11 protein-coding genes and 1 pseudogene are annotated in these 14,458 nt (G+C 65.9%); 2 read left to right on the forward strand and 10 right to left on the reverse strand.

The window, feature by feature from the left end; all coding sequences use genetic code 11:
* Positions 1 to 27 precede the first annotated feature (27 nt).
* From ACY65G_RS16305 to ACY65G_RS16320, 4 genes are read right to left on the reverse strand one after another with little or no spacing between them, the layout of a single operon-like run.
* Positions 28 to 3,192: an efflux RND transporter permease subunit gene (locus ACY65G_RS16305; RefSeq protein WP_464998359.1), complete on the reverse strand. Its 3,165-nt coding sequence runs from the start codon at positions 3,190 to 3,192 to the stop codon at positions 28 to 30.
* 9 nt (positions 3,193 to 3,201) lie between these two features.
* Entirely contained in the window at positions 3,202 to 4,380 is a 1,179-nt protein-coding gene (locus ACY65G_RS16310; RefSeq protein ID WP_464998360.1) for an efflux RND transporter periplasmic adaptor subunit, read from the reverse strand.
* Positions 4,377 to 5,771, reverse strand: a complete 1,395-nt coding sequence (locus tag ACY65G_RS16315) for an efflux transporter outer membrane subunit (RefSeq protein WP_464998386.1) — start codon at positions 5,769 to 5,771, stop codon at positions 4,377 to 4,379. The genes ACY65G_RS16310 and ACY65G_RS16315 overlap by 4 nt, the downstream gene beginning before the upstream one ends.
* Positions 5,772 to 5,812: 41 nt before the next feature.
* Positions 5,813 to 6,475, reverse strand: coding sequence for a CerR family C-terminal domain-containing protein (locus tag ACY65G_RS16320; RefSeq protein ID WP_464998361.1), 663 nt, complete (start codon positions 6,473 to 6,475; stop codon positions 5,813 to 5,815).
* 282 nt (positions 6,476 to 6,757) lie between these two features.
* Between ACY65G_RS16320 and ACY65G_RS16325 the strand changes: the two genes are divergently transcribed.
* Positions 6,758 to 6,988 (forward strand): hypothetical protein, encoded by a 231-nt coding sequence (locus ACY65G_RS16325; protein ID WP_464998362.1) that lies wholly within the window; start codon positions 6,758 to 6,760, stop codon positions 6,986 to 6,988.
* Positions 6,989 to 7,468: 480 nt separating this feature from the next.
* Here ACY65G_RS16325 and ACY65G_RS16330 read toward each other — a convergent pair whose 3' ends face one another.
* The 5 genes from ACY65G_RS16330 to ACY65G_RS16350 form a co-directional block, all read right to left on the reverse strand.
* A complete protein-coding gene (locus ACY65G_RS16330; RefSeq protein ID WP_464998363.1) occupies positions 7,469 to 8,821 on the reverse strand; it encodes a hybrid sensor histidine kinase/response regulator in 1,353 nt (450 codons plus the stop codon).
* A gap of 85 nt (positions 8,822 to 8,906) precedes the next feature.
* Entirely contained in the window at positions 8,907 to 9,662 is a 756-nt protein-coding gene (locus ACY65G_RS16335) for a 2OG-Fe dioxygenase family protein (protein ID WP_464998364.1), read from the reverse strand.
* A gap of 118 nt (positions 9,663 to 9,780) precedes the next feature.
* Positions 9,781 to 10,284, reverse strand: coding sequence for a DUF6702 family protein (locus ACY65G_RS16340; protein WP_464998365.1), 504 nt, complete (start codon positions 10,282 to 10,284; stop codon positions 9,781 to 9,783).
* Positions 10,284 to 12,824 (reverse strand): M1 family metallopeptidase, encoded by a 2,541-nt coding sequence (locus ACY65G_RS16345; RefSeq protein WP_464998366.1) that lies wholly within the window; start codon positions 12,822 to 12,824, stop codon positions 10,284 to 10,286. The genes ACY65G_RS16340 and ACY65G_RS16345 overlap by 1 nt, the downstream gene beginning before the upstream one ends.
* A 288-nt stretch (positions 12,825 to 13,112) precedes the next feature.
* Positions 13,113 to 13,598: a MarR family winged helix-turn-helix transcriptional regulator gene (locus ACY65G_RS16350; RefSeq protein ID WP_464998367.1), complete on the reverse strand. Its 486-nt coding sequence runs from the start codon at positions 13,596 to 13,598 to the stop codon at positions 13,113 to 13,115.
* A 222-nt stretch (positions 13,599 to 13,820) separates the two neighbouring features.
* Here ACY65G_RS16350 and ACY65G_RS16355 point away from each other — a divergent pair, with 222 nt between their 5' ends.
* The gene (locus ACY65G_RS16355; RefSeq protein WP_464998368.1) at positions 13,821 to 14,063 is read left to right on the forward strand and encodes a hypothetical protein; all 243 of its coding nucleotides are present in this window, start codon (positions 13,821 to 13,823) and stop codon (positions 14,061 to 14,063) included.
* 103 nt (positions 14,064 to 14,166) lie between these two features.
* On the opposite strand, the pseudogene ACY65G_RS16360 reads toward ACY65G_RS16355, so the two are convergent.
* Positions 14,167 to 14,458 (reverse strand): annotated as a pseudogene (locus ACY65G_RS16360) (IS1595 family transposase); the annotation flags it as partial.

Below are 14,458 nucleotides of genomic sequence, written 5' to 3' on the forward strand. Positions count from 1 at the left end.
GTTTGCGGGCTTGCGGGTTGCTGTCTGTCAGTGCCCGCCGGCCTTGCCCGGTTCGGCCGCCTGCGGCAGGTTGGCAGCTTCGCCATGCGGATGGCCGCCGTGGTGATGGTCCGTGTGGCGCAGCTTGCGGACGGTGCGCACGAGCCAGTGCTCGATGTCGTCCACGTAGGTGAACACGGCTGGCACCACCAGCAGGCTCAGCAAGGTGGACGTGATCAGGCCGCCGATCACGGTGATTGCCATCGGCGCGCGGAAGCTGGGGTCGGCGCCCCAGCCGAGCGCCAGCGGCATCATGCCGGCGCCCATCGCGATCGTCGTCATCAGGATCGGGCGGCTCCGCTTGTGGCAGGCATCCACCAGCGCCTCGGTGCGCGACATGCCGGCTTCGCGCGCCAGGATCGCGTAGTCGACCAGCAGGATCGAGTTCTTCGTCACGATCCCCATCAGCATGATCAGGCCGATCATCGACGGCATCGACAGCGCATTGCCGGTGATGAGCAGCAGCACGATGGCGCCGCCGATGGACAGCGGCAGCGCGGCCAGGATCGTCATGGGCTGCATGAAATCCTTGAACAGCAGGACCAGCACGCCGTAGATGCACAGCACGCCGATCGCCATCGCGATGCCGAAGCTGGCGAACAGCGACGCCATTTCCTGCGCGTCGCCCAGTTCGGCGATGCGCACGTTCGGCGGCAGGTTGGCCAGCGAGGGCAGCTGGCGCGCTTCCGCGTTCAGTTCGCCCAGCGTGCGGCTGCCCAGTTCCACGTCCAGCGTCACGTTGCGGCTGCGGTTCAGGCGGTCGATCTGCGCCGGGCCCGATTCCATCGTGATCGTGGCCACGTTGGCCAGCAGCACGGGGCCGTTCTGGCCCGGCACGGTCAGGCGGCCGATCGCGTCGAGGTCGGCGCGCACGTAATCCGGCAGCTTCACGCGGATCGGCACCTGCCGTTCGGGCAGGTTCATTTTCGTGAGGTCGAAGTCGTAGTCGCCGGCCGTGGCCACGCGCACCGTTTCGCCGATCGACGCGGCCGTCACGCCCAGGTCGGCGGCACGGGCGAAGTCGGGGCGCACGATGATCTCGGGCCGCACCAGCGATGCCGACGACGACACGTTGCCGATGCCGGACAGGGTGCGCAGCTCGCGCTCGGCGCGGCGCGCGGCGGCGATCAGCGCATCGGGATCCTCCGACTGCAGCACGAGCTGCATCTTCACGCCCGTATCGGGCGGGCCGACGGTGAAGCGCGCGCCGGCGATATTGGCCAGCTGGCGGCGCAGCAGCGAATCGATTTCCGCCATCGTTTCATCGCGGTCGGTGCGGTGCACGGTGGTGATCGTCAGCACCGCGCGGCGCGCCTCGGCCGCGGCGCCGGGCGCGAACGCATCGCCGGAAGACCCACCGCCGATGGAACTGAACACGCCGGTCACGCCGGGCACCCGCATCGCCGCCAGGCGCGCCTGCTCGGCCACCTCGCGCGTTTGCGCCAGCGTGGAGCCGGGCGGCAGTTCGGCGTTGACCTGCGTCTGCGCGCGGTCGGCCGGCGGCACGAAGCCGGTCGGCAGCAGGCCCACCAGCATGATCGAGCAGACGAAGAAGATGGCCGAGGCCAGCGCCGTGAACATGCGGTGCTTCAGGCACCACTTCATGGTGCGCATGTAGCGCGACATGATCGGGCCATCCTCTTCCACATGGCCCGGGTGCTTCGGCTTGTGCGGTTTGAGCAGGTAGGCGGCCATCATCGGCGTCAGCAGCCGCGCCACCACCAGCGATGCCAGCACGGCCAGCACGGCGGTCCAGCCGAACTGCTTGAAGAATTTGCCGGGGATGCCACCCATGAACGCGGTGGGCAGGAACACGGCCACCAGCGCGAACGTGGTGGCGATGACGGCCATGCCGATCTCGTCGGCCGCCTCCAGCGCCGCCTGCATCGGTGTCTTGCCCATCTGCAGGTGGCGCTCGATGTTCTCGATCTCCACGATCGCATCGTCGACCAGCACACCCACCACGAGCGCCAGCGACAGCAGCGTGACCGTGTTCAGCGTGTAGCCGAACCAGTAGATGCCGAGGAAGGCGGGCAGCACGGACAACGGCAGCGCGGCCGATGCCACCAGCGTGGCGCGCCAGTCGCGCAGGAACCAGAACACCACGATCACGGCCAGGATCGCGCCTTCGTACAGCAGCTCCATCGAGCCTTCGAAGTTTTCCTCGACGGGGAAGGCATTGTCGATCACCTGCCGCAGTTCCAGATTCGGGTGCGCCTTGCGCAATTGCTCGACTGCTTCCTGCACGCCGTCGGCCACCGCCGTTTCGCTGGCGCCCTTGGTGCGGAACACTTCGAACGCCACGACCGGCTTGCCATCCTGGGTGGCGATCGCACGCGGTTCGGCGACCGTGTCGGTCACCTGGGCCACCTGGTCCAGGCGCACGGGGCGGCCATCGCCCAGCGGAATGTCCATGCGCGCCAGTTCCTGGGCCGACTGCACGGTGCCGATCGTGCGCACCGACTGCTCGGCACCGGACACGTCGCCGCGGCCGCCCGGCGCCTCGCGCTGTACCAGCCGCAGCTGGCGCGACACGTCGAGCGCCGACACGCGCAGCGCGGCCATCCGGGCGTCGTCCAGTTCCACGCGGATTTCGCGGTCCACGCCGCCCACGCGGTTGACGGAACCGACACCCTGCACCGTCAGCAGCCGCTTCGCCACGGTGTTATCGACGAACCACGACAGGTCGGCATTGTCGACGGGCGTGGCGCCAGCCTTGTTCGCGACGACGTAGGTAGTGATCACCCGGCCGGCCGTGGATACCTTGCTGACGACGGGTTCGCGCAATTCGGCCGGCATGTCGGCGCGCACCTGCGAGACCGCGTCGCGTACTTCGTTGACACCGTCCGAGAGGTTCTTCTCGAGGATGAATTCCACGGTGATCGTGGCAACGCCGTCGAGCACCTTGGTGTAGATGTTCTTCACGCCTTGCAGCGTGGCGACCGAATCCTCGATCTTGCGGGCGACCTCGGTTTCCAGCTGCGCGGGCGCGGCGCCGGGCAGCGAGGCGCTGACGGTCACGATCGGCAGTTCGATGTCGGGGAAGTCCTGCACCGGGTTGGCCTTGTAGGCCATCAGGCCGGCCAGCGTGAGCAGCACGAACAGCATGATCGCCGGAATGGGATTGCGGATCGACAGGGCGGAAAAGTTCATCGCGGCTCCTTAGTTCGCGGACTGCCGCGCCGGCGCCGCGGACGTTGCCGGCGTAGGCTGCGCCGCATTGGCAACGCGCACCAGGTCGCCGTCGTTCAGGAAGCCGGCGCCGTTCTGCACTACCTGCACGCCGTCGCTCACGCCGGACAGGATCTCGATCCGGTCGCCCATGCGCCGCCCCGTCTGCACCTTCAGCTGGCTCACGCGCGAATCGGCGTTGAGCCGGAACACGTAGGGGAAGCCGTCGCGCACCACCACGGCCGGCTGCGGCAGGGTCAGCGCGGCGGAGGTACCCAGCTCGAAATGGCCGCTGGCGAACATGCCCGCCTTGAACGGCGCATTGCTGCGGGTATCCGGCGGCAGGTCCACGTACACCAGCGCCGAGCGCGTCTGCGGGTCGATGGTGGGCGCGATCATGCGCACCTTGCCTTTCAGCTCGCCGCCATTGGCCGCCTTCACGGTCGCCGTGCCGCCGACGCGGATGTTCTTCAGTTCCGCCGCCGTCACCTCGGCGCGCCATTCGAGGCGGCCCTGGCGGATCATGCGGAACAGCTCCGTGCCGGTACCCACCACCGAGCCCACCGTGGCGCTGCGCGCCGAGATCACGCCGCTGTCCGGCGCCACCACCTGCGTGTATTTCTGCCGCAGCTGCTGCGAAGCCAGCGCGGCACGCGCCGATTCGATGCGCGCGTTGGCCGTCTGCTCGGCTGTCAGGTATTGGGAGACCTGCTGCTCGGACAGCGCGCCGGAAGCCTGCACGGCGCGCGCCCGTTTCGCGTTGGCCTGCGCCTCGGCGGCATTGGCCCGCGCCTCGGCCAGCGCGGCCTTCGCCTGCGCCACGTCGGCATTCACGGTGTCGGCGGAGAACACGGCCAGCACCTGGCCCTTCTTCACCACGTCGCCCACGTTGACGCGCACCTCCGTCAGCCGCAGGCCGTTCGATTCGCTGCCCAGCGACGCCTCCTGCCATGCCGCCACGTTGCCGTTCGCGGTGAGCCGCAGCGGCAGCGTGGCCTGCTGCGGCCGGGTGGTGGACACGGTGAGCGCCGGCGTGGCAGCCGGTTTCTTTTCATCGGCCGCGGTGGAGGAGGGGCTGTACAGCGTGACGCCGGCGGTGCCCACGGCGATCGCGGCCAGCAGTGCCAGCGCGAGCGGTTTCGTCTTCAGTTTTTTCGTCATCTCGTTCATTGGTTGCTCGCGGTGGAATTCAGGTTATCGCGGGTCCAGCCGCCGCCGGCCGCGCGGTACAGCGCGATCCAGGCCGCGCTGCGTTCGCGCTGCACGGAGATCATGGCGTTCTCCGCGGCGAGGCGGGTGCGGCGCGCGTCCTCCAGCTGCAGCAGGCTGCCCATGCCGTTCCGGTACAGGTCTTCGGCCGCCGTGAACGAAGCCCGGTAGCCTTCCAGCGCGGCCTGCGCCTGCACGGTGCGCAGGTCGGTGCCCTGCAGGTTGACGAGCGCCTGTTCGACTTCGCTGACGGCCTGCCGCACGCTGCCGCGGTAGCTGGTCACGGCCGCTTCGTAGCGTTCCTGCGCCGCTGCCACGGAGGCGCGGCGGCGGCCGGCATCGAAGATGGGCAGCGTCATCTGCACCGGACCGATCGTCCATGTGTTAGCGGTCACGCTATCTCCGGCGGCGCGGATCTGGCCGCGGCCGATCGCGCCTGAGATACCCAGGCGCGGGTAGCGCTGGGCGCGGGCGCCGGCCACCTCGAAGCTGGCGGCGGCCACTTCGCGCTCGGCGTTGAACACGTCCGGCCGCTGGGCCAGCGTTTCGGCCGGCAGCATGTCGACGGCAATGCCCCGGGCCGGCGTCAGTTCGGCCGTGCCGGCCGCGAGCCGGCTGCGCAGCTCGGGTTCCGGGAAGGCGGTCAGCGCGACCAGCGTCTTCACGTCCACCTCGCACTGGGCGCGCTGCGCGATTTCGCGGTTGGCGCCGTCGGCCGCGCTGGCGCGGGCCAGCGCCAGGCTGGCGGGCGCCTCGAAGCCCGCCTGCGCGGTCAGCTCCGTCAGCCGCGCGGTGTCGGCGCGCGAGGCGGCATCCTGCCGCGCCACGTCGAGCAGCCTTTCGCACGCACGCAGCTGGTAATAGGTGTTGGCGGTATCGGCGGCCACGGAGACGCGCGCATCGTGCCAGCCGGCCTGCGCGCCTTCGTAGCGGGCCTGCGCCGCATCGCGCACGGCGCGGTTGGCGCCGAAGATGTCGATTTCCCACGATGCCTGCAGGTAGCCCTGCGACGTGGTGTTGATGGGCATCGCCGCGCTTTGCTGGCTGGCACGGGTGGACGTGAGGGCCGCGTCGACCGTGGGCACCAGCGCCGCGCCGGCGGCCACGCGCTGTTCCCTGGCCTGCGCGAGCCGGCTGCGTGCGGCCGCCACCGTGGGGCTCGCGGCCTGCGCCGCCTCCACCAGCTCCGCCAGCAGCGGATCGCCCTGGCTGCGCCACCAGCCGGACAATTGCGTGACCGTGCCGCCATGGGGCAGCGGCGCATGCCATTGCGCCGGCCCTTGCGTATCGACGACCGGCGGCGGGCCGGACAGCGCGCAGCCGCCCAGCGCCAGCGCCACGGCCAGAGTCATTGTCAACTTCGTCGTCCACTTCATACTCGGTGCTGCGCTCTTCATGCTGCTCCTTCCTGTCGTTTCCTGTATTCGCCAGTGACGATCGCCTCGGCGTAATCGACCAGCCGCGGGATCCATTCCTGCAATGCGTCCGGTGCCGCCACCAGCTGCGGCGTGACGGCGGCCACGATATCCTGCGAGATCATCAGGTGCGCGCCCAGGGCCGCCACGCCGTGCACCAGCCGGCGCACCTCGTCGTCCACCGGTACGTCGAGGTGGCGCGCCAGCACGGCGGCCAGTGCCTCGAATTCCGGGCGAATGCCGTTGTCGATCTCGTTCTGCCAGATGCCGGTGGGTTCCAGCACTTCGCGCAGCCACATGCGCAGGCGCAACTGGGCGATGTCGCCTTCCATCATCGGCGCCAGCAACTGTGTGTAGTAACCGTGCAGCATCTCGCGCAGCGTGAAGCCGGGCTGGTCGAACTGGGCGATGTTCTTTTCCGGCGGTGGCATGAAGTCGGTCAGCGCCGCCCGGTACAGGCCCGCCTTGTCGCCGAAGTAATAGGCGATCGCCGCCACGTTGGCGCCCGCTGCCAGCGCGATCTCGCGGGTGGAGGTGGCATTGAATCCCTGCGCGGCGAACAGCCGCATGGCCGCTCCCAACAGGCGCTCGCGCGACTGTTCGCCATCCGAACGGATCTTGCGTATGTGTTTTTCTGACATCCTGCGATTACATCACAGATTTAAAACGATTGATATAAGTAAGTCGTTCGTTTAAGAAATGTCGTGCCAGTTAGCCAGTCTTCACGTTCGCTCCCTGGACTCGGCCGTCATCGCCATCACCGAGGAGAACGCCATGATCCGTGCCCGTGCCGTGCCGATCCCCGCTGTACCGCTGTTGCTGCGATCGTCGCTGCTGTCGGCATGCGGTGGCGACCCGCCGCCCGTTTCTGCACCCGTTTTCGCCGATGCCGCCACTAGGGCCGGCGGGTCGAGGAAGCGTCGATGAAGGCGCTGTGGCAGAACCGCCAGGGGCCCGGCGCCCTGGAAGTGATGAAAGGCTCGTGCCATGGCGATTTCAGCGATGTACACCGGTTGCTGGACCTGTACAACGCACGCAACCCCGCAACGCCGGTCATGCCCGACGCCTGGATGTATTGCAGCAAGGACCCGGCCGCGCTGGAGCGCGCCGTGCGGGCCAGGCTGCGAGACTTTTTCGGCCGCTGGCTGCGCTGAGCCCGCAAACAGTTTCCCAAAACCGGGGTCAGACCCCGGTTTTGGGAAATATTGCCAGGATTTGGGGTCTGACCCCGGTTTCTGGAAATATCGTGGGATGCAGGGGCAAAAAAATGCCCGCGAGCCAGTGGCTGCGGGCGAAGTCCAATTGTTCGGAGAACGCTTGGAGGAGACGGTTCCACTATAGCGCGGGATATGTTGCGCTGCAATACCGTAAAACTACCGTGCGCGCGCCCAGCTCTGCAACGGAAGCGTTTCCAGAGGTTATGTGCACTGCAACAAAATTTGGCTCTGGCGTCGTGTGGCAAATATCCCAAAGCGTAAATCCAAAATCGCCAAGGGTTCTTCAGCTGAGCTGGCGCGACAGGAATTTGATCGGCGCGACAATGCTCTCCGCAAAAATATTTTGCGGTTGCGTAAAACATACGCGACTATTGGAATGCATGGCGACCGCCCCGGTAGAGGAGCGGTCTTGTCCGCTTACTGCGCCTTGAGTTGCAGCGTGAACGTGCTGCCTTTGCCGAACTCGCTGCTGAAGAACAGCGAACCGCCCAGCACGTTGGCGAGGTTCTGGCACAGGTAAAGGCCGAGGCCGGCGCCTTCGGCATGGCGCGTGGACGTGGAATCCAGCTGCGAAAACGCCTGGAACAGCTTGGCCTGGTCTTCGTCGCGGATGCCGGCACCGGTGTCCGCCACGGAAAATTCCGCTACCGTGGCGCCGCCTTCGAGGGTGCGCCGCGCCAGTGCCACGCGCACGGTGCCTTTCTCGGTGAACTTGATGGCGTTGTTGGCCAGGTTGATGAGGATTTGCGTCAGCGCGCGGCGGTCGGTGTCGATGGAGACCGGCTGCTCGTCCAGTTCCATTTCCAGTGCCAGTCCTTTTTGCGCGGCAAGCGGGCGCAGCGTATCAGCCACCTGGCGCACCAGGTCCTGGCACTGCACGTGCTCGATCGACAGCGTGACCTTGCCGGCCTCGATCTTGGCCACGTCGAGGATGTCGTTGATGAGCGAGAGCAGGTGGCGCGCCGAGCCCCGGATGGTGTTCAGCTGCTTTTCCTGCTCGTCCGTGAGCGGTCCGGGCAGCTTCATCAGCAGGGCGCCGGTGAAACCGATGATGGCGTTCAGCGGCGTGCGCAATTCATGCGACATGTTGGCGATGAAGGCCGATTTCATCCGGCTTGCCTCGCCCAGTTCCACGTTCTTCAGCGCGATCTCGCGGTTGATCGTTTCGAGCTGCCCGGCGTGGTGCGCGAGGCGCATGTTCAGTTCGATCACCTGGCGCTCGCGCGCCTGCAGCTCGCTGTTCACCTGCACGGCCTGTTCATACGTGGAGATCAGCAGGTCGAGGATCTGCTGGCGCTCGGCATTGATGAAGTGCTTCTGCTCGCCCAGGTAGAGGGCGATGCCCACCTCCATGTTCTGGTCCTTGCGCAGCTTCTGGTTGACCAGCATGTGGCCAATACGGTTGAGCAGGTAGTCTTCCGCATAGGGCTTGCGGATGAAGTTGTCGGCGCCGCATTCGATGCCGCGGATGATGTCCTTCGGGTCGTTCAGCGACGTGACGAGGATGACGGGAATGTCGCGCATCGCCGGATTGGCCTTGATTTCACGGCACAATTCGTAACCGTCCATCTCCGGCATCACGATGTCCGACAGCACCAGGTGCGGCTTGCGTTCGGCGATCGCCTCCAGCGCCAGCCGGCCGTTGCCGGCTACCCGTGCCTTGTACTTGACTGACTGGATCAGGCGGCGCAGCCGTTCGGCCTGCGTGGGGCTGTCCTCGACGATCAGGATCTCGATTTCGCCCGGTTCGATTTCGTAGGTGGAGTCCACTCGTTTGCCCTGTGCTGTCATCCGGTTTGGTGTGTCCGACTATAAATGAAATGCGGGCCCGACGGCGCCCGCGCGACTACGGTGTTCAGGCATTCCCGCCCTGCACGACGGGCTCGCCCTGGAAGCCGCCCGCGCGGTACGTCACCACCAGCGTATCGCGGTGGCCGTGCGCACCCATCGGCTGGATCGGCGTCGATTCGTGGATCACGGTCGCATCGTCGAGCAGCAGCATCGTCCATGGCTCGGTCATCGTGAAGCGCTTGCCGTTCGGACCGTCGGCTTCGAAGATGCGCGTCTCGCCGCCCTTGATGCCATGGCGGCCGACGAGGACCACGGCCACGTAGTCCACGCCGTCGCGGTGCGCGCCTTCGGGCGTGGGCCGGCCGATGCCGTCGGCCGTGTCGATGCGGAACTGATGTGCTTCCACGTACCACGTCTTTTCGCCGCGCACGTCGGCGAACAGCCGGCCCAGCGCCGTCAGCAACCCCTGCCAGCCTGGTGCTTCCACCGTTTCCGGCAGCACGGGTGCGAACATGCGGTGCATGCCGCCGTGCAGCGCGTTGTATTCCACGCTCTGCCAGTGGGCGCGGTGCGCCGTCTGCGCCAGCGCCTCGCTGTCGTGCACGCGTTGCACGAAGCAGGCGTGGCGACGCCGCCGGTAGCGGCCGCCGTCCTTCAGGTAATTGTCCAGTTCCAGGGTATCCCAACCCGGTGCGAGTGCGTCGAGTTGCGCCAGCGGCGTGCCGGCAAGCGCCGCCACGTCGGCCGGTGCCAGCAGGGCCCAGCCTTGCGTGCGCAGCGCCTGCGTGACCTGGTCGAGGGATGTGAACTGCGGCGTCATGGCGCACCTTCATTGGTTGAAAATATTGTCGTATTGTACGACTTCAACCGGCGGGGCGTCAGGGGGAGCAACTCAGCCGATACGTAGCCGATACGCACGCGATATACAGCGGACGCCATCAAGGCAGCCGCTGCTCGCCTTTCGCCGCGGTGAACGTCAGCGTAACGGTGGCCCGACCCGCGCTGCCACCCACGTTGACGGTATTGACCTGCCCCGGCAGGAAGTCCGTCAGCACGCCGTTCTTCAGCACTGCCCCGGCGGGCAGGGCGGTGCCGTCGATCTGCTGGTACACGGTGATCGTATCCGCGCTGGCCTTGATGCCCACCCATTGCAGCGGCAGGCGCCGGCCGTTCGCGGTCAGCACGAAGCGCCTGTCCAGGTAGCGCCGCAGCGCTTCCTGGCCTTCGTCGAGGCCGAGGTCGAACTGGCGGCCGTACAGGTTCGTCAGCAGCGCTTCCACGTCGTGCGCGGTGTACGTGTGCACGATCTCGGTGTTGCCGGTGTCGGCGTTGTAGCCGATGTCCGCCAGGCCCATATGGTAGTTGTGGGCCATGGCGGTACCGGAGAGCAGCGCCGCGGCGAGGGCGGCCTTCCTGAACCAGTGGCGCATCGAGCGTAGCATTACCGCGCGGGTTCCGGCGTTTGCTGCGGAGCAGCCGGTTGTGCGGCCGGCTGCGCGGGCACGGCCTCCTTCAGCTGGTTCGTTTCCGCCTGCTGCTTGGCCGCGGCACCGTTGGCCGGCGCGGCGGTGTCGGCCGGCTTCGCCTCCGCTTTCCCCTTCTCGTCACCCTTCAGCGGCGCATTGAAGTCCTTCATCATGTCGTTCGGCTTGCGCTCCATCTTGAACAGCTCCAGGCGGGACGGCACTGCCTTGCGCGGCCACGCATTGTTGCTGGTGTCGATGTCGGCCGTTTCCCAGTACGGGTCCTGCGCCAGCGCCGTCATCGGCTCGTCCGTCACCAGCAGCTTCGTCACCTTCTGCGGCGAATAGCGCCACACTTCGGCCGGCACGCGCTCGATATACTTCTTGCCCGACTTGAGCGTGATTTCCAGGATCAGCGGCATCACCAGGCCACCCTTGTTGGTGAAGTCGACCAGGTAGATGTACTTGCCCTGCTTGAGCAGGTCCTTCTGCCACGGCTCCAGTCCTTCCAGTGTCTCCTTGTATTTGTTGCGGTCCGCGTTCGTGACGGTGAACTGGTCATGCTCGTTGTAGAAGTCCTTCAGCTCCGGGTGGCGGTCGATGCGGCGCTCCATGCCTTCGTTGCGCTGGTCCGTGATGGATACCGGTTCCTCGGCCTTGCGGGCGCGGGCCCACGCCTTTTCGATTTCCGGGTCCTTCGAGCTGATGTTGAACTCGGTAATGTTGTCCAGGCTGATGTCCACGGCATCCGTGGTGTAGAACCAGCCGCGCCAGAACCAGTCGAGGTCCGTGCCGGACGCGTCTTCCATCGTGCGGAAGAAGTCGGCCGGGGTGGGGCGCTTGAACTTCCAGCGGCGCGCATATTCGCGGAACGCGTGGTCGAACAGTTCGCGGCCCAGGATCGTTTCGCGCAGGATGTTCAGCGCGGTCGCCGGCTTCGCATAGGCGTTGTTGCCGAACTGGAGCACCGATTCGGAGTTCGTCATGATCGGTACCTGGTTGGCCGAACGCATGTAGGCGGTGATGTCGCGCGGGTCGCCGCGGCCGATCGGGAAGTCCTTTTCCCATGCCTGCACGGCCAGGTACTCGACGAACGAGTTCAGGCCTTCGTCCATCCATGTCCACTGGCGCTCGTCCGAGTTGACGATCATCGGGAAGTAGTTGTGGCCCACTTCATGGATGATCACGGCGATCAGGCCATATTTCGTGCGCTGGGAATACGTCAGTTCGCCGGTCTTCTTGTCCTTCGTGGGGCGCGGCCCGTTGAACGAGATCATCGGGTATTCCATGCCGCCCACCGGGCCGTTCACGGAAATGGCGATCGGGTACGGGTAATCGAAGCTGTACTTGTTGTACTGCTCGATCGTGTGGATGATCGATGGCGTGGAATAGCGTTCCCACAGCGGGTTGCCTTCCTTCGGGTAGTACGACATGGCCAGCACGTTCGTGCCATCGTTCTTGTAGCCCTGCGCATCCCAGATGAACTTGCGCGACGAGGCAAAGGCGAAATCGCGCACGTTCTTCGCCTTGAAATGCCAGGTTTTGGTGGCCTTGCTGACAGTCTTTTCCGCCGCTTCCGCCTCGGCCTGGGTAACGATCAGCACCGGCTTGCTCGCGGTGCGCGCCCTGGCCAGGCGGTCGCGCTGGGCGGCCGTCAGCACGTCGCCCGGATTCTGCAGCTCGCCGGTGGAGGCCACGATGTGGTCGGCGGGCACGGTGAGCTTCACGTCGTAGTCGCCGAATTCCAGCGTGAATTCGCCGGAGCCGAGGAACTGCTTGTGCTGCCAGCCGGCCACGTCGTAGTAGGCGGCCATGCGCGGGAACCACTGGGCGATCTCGAACAGCGCGTTCCTGTCTTCTTCAAAATATTCGTAGCCGGAGCGGCCGCCGAGCACTTTCTGCTCGTTGATCTTGTACGACCAGTCGATGCCGAACGTGACCTTGTCGCCCGGTTTCAGCGGCGACGGCAGGTCGATGCGCATCATGGTGCCGTTGATCACGTATTTCAGCGGTGCGCCGCCGGCCGTGCGGATGTTCGACAGCTTGAAGCCGCCATCGAATTCGCGGCCCGTCAGCACGTTGCGCAAGCCTTCGAACTTGGCGCCGCCTTCCTCGCCCTGCGGCTTCATCCATGCCTCGCGCGACGGCGCGGTCTGCACGCGGCGCGCATCCGAGTCGGACTTGTAGATGTTCTGGTCCAGCTGGAGCCACAGGTAGGTGAGGGTGTCCGGCGAGTTGTTGTGGTACGTGACCTGTTCCGTGCCCGAGATCGCGCGGTTGGCTTCGTCCAGCGTGGCGCGGATCGTGTAGTCGGCGCGCTGCTGCCAGTACTGGTGGCCGGGCGCGCCGGAGGCGGTGCGGTACGGCGTGGCGGTGGGCAGCAGCTCGTCGAGCTGGCGGAACTTGTCGTCGAACTTGCCGGCCGGCGGTGCGGCGGCAAAGGCGGAAGCGGACAGGCCGAGCGCGGTCAGGCTGGCGGCGAATACGGTAGTGACGGTGATGATGCGCAGGCGCTTCATTGATACCCCAGGCAGTGAGGGTGCCGCGCCGTGCCGGGTCTGGCCGGGCGATACTCCTTCATGTTTTTGTGGAAACAGCCGGGATATTCTAATGGGGCTCGTCGGTCCGTGCTGATGACTCGTTTGTAACAACCTTGAAACATTGCCGGACACGGACGTCCGCGCCGGACAATCGCGCACGGCAGGCCGCACCGCTGGCGGGAAAGGCGCCGGCCGGCCGGACGTCCGCTGTCCGGCCGGCGCGCGGACCGTCGACGCTCCTGTCGCGCTGGCGCGACGGAAAATCCGTCAGCTGGCGTCCGCCAGGCTGGCGCGCAGCGTGTCGAGCTGACCCTTCAGGTCCTGCACCTGGCCCAGGCTGCACTGGCTGGCGGCCAGCACGCACGGGGGAATTTCCCTGGCCTTCTCGCGCAGGCCATCGCCCTTGGGCGTCAGCGCGATGATGACCTGGCGTTCGTCGTTCGCGCAGCGCGTACGGGTGATCAGCTCGGCCTGTTCCATCCGCTTCAGCAGCGGAGTCAGCGTGGCCGAATCGAGGAACAGCTTGTCGCCGAGTTCGCTCACGGTCTGCTCGTTCCGCTCCCATAGCACCATCATCACCAGGTACTGGGAATACGTGAGGTCGAGCTTGCGCAGCAGCTTGCGGTACAGCTTGTTCATTGCCAGCGAGGTGGAATACAGCGCGAAGCATAGCTGCTGGTCGAGCTGCGGCACCTGCAGGGAAGCGGGCGAGGAAGGGGGCGGGGAATGCGAAGGAGAGGGCGGCGTTTTCATGCCCGTAGTATAAATAGCGCGCGATCTAATTGCAACCTACTTTTGACGGGACGAATGTGCTTGCATGCGGCAGCCGATTTGGCTATGGTGTTCAGGCCCGTCCTTCCATGGCGGGCATGGAGGTTCAGAATGAATCGTGCAAGCAACCGAGCAGACTCGCCAGCTTCTCGTACCAGCCCGCATTATTCGACACCGGCCGAACAGCGGGCCAGCCCAGCGCATTTGTACCTTGTCCAGCTCGATCCCCAGACGGTGGTCGATGGCGTGCGCTTCGACGATACCTACCTCGCGGATGAAATCCGTACCTGTGGCACCATGCGTGAAACCTGCCCTGTGTGTGCCGAGGGGCACCTGCAGCTGGTATTGCGGCAGAAGAGCGTGCGGGTGCCGCACCTGTTCTGCCTGGAATGCACGCGCTGTTTCGGTGCCTTCCTCTCCGACGGCACGCCCGCGCTGATCGAGTAAGCAAACCCGGCGCCTTCCTGCAAGGCGCCATTTTCCCTGCTTCCGTTTATTTTAGCGCTGTCAGCGTTAAATATGCGGCGTGCGTTGATCGGGAACTTTTTCGTTACCCCGCCCCGGAAATATTGCTTTTGCTGACACTCACGCGCAGCCAGTCGACCGGCAGCGTCAAGGTTGCGGCATCCAGTACCCGTTGCCACCCGGTGTAATTGGCCAGGTAACGACTGGCCACGCCATTGAAGCGGCGCAACCAGGTCTTGAAGCGGCTATGCCAGCCATTGACGTTGTTCAGGTGGATCGCGCCGCGTTTCCTGATGCCGGCGCGAACGTTGATTGCTTCATGCGTGATGTGGGCAGCGTGCGCAAATGCCTGGTAGGCCTTCGCCGCATCGCTGATC

The sequence above is a fragment of the Pseudoduganella sp. jia 12 genome (genome assembly GCF_055502675.1).

Bases quoted from the DNA above. Each gene is read 5' to 3' on its own strand.
- ACY65G_RS16305 (WP_464998359.1), bottom strand. From the start codon at position 3,192: ATGAACTTTTCCGCCCTGTCGATCCGCAATCCCATTCCGGCGATCATG.
- ACY65G_RS16310 (WP_464998360.1), bottom strand. From the start codon at position 4,380: ATGAACGAGATGACGAAAAAACTGAAGACGAAACCGCTCGCGCTGGCA.
- ACY65G_RS16315 (WP_464998386.1), bottom strand. From the start codon at position 5,771: ATGACTCTGGCCGTGGCGCTGGCGCTGGGCGGCTGCGCGCTGTCCGGC.
- ACY65G_RS16320 (WP_464998361.1), bottom strand. From the start codon at position 6,475: ATGTCAGAAAAACACATACGCAAGATCCGTTCGGATGGCGAACAGTCG.
- ACY65G_RS16325 (WP_464998362.1), top strand. From the start codon at position 6,758: ATGAAGGCGCTGTGGCAGAACCGCCAGGGGCCCGGCGCCCTGGAAGTG.
- ACY65G_RS16335 (WP_464998364.1), bottom strand. From the start codon at position 9,662: ATGACGCCGCAGTTCACATCCCTCGACCAGGTCACGCAGGCGCTGCGC.
- ACY65G_RS16340 (WP_464998365.1), bottom strand. From the start codon at position 10,284: ATGCTACGCTCGATGCGCCACTGGTTCAGGAAGGCCGCCCTCGCCGCG.
- ACY65G_RS16345 (WP_464998366.1), bottom strand. From the start codon at position 12,824: ATGAAGCGCCTGCGCATCATCACCGTCACTACCGTATTCGCCGCCAGC.
- ACY65G_RS16350 (WP_464998367.1), bottom strand. From the start codon at position 13,598: ATGAAAACGCCGCCCTCTCCTTCGCATTCCCCGCCCCCTTCCTCGCCC.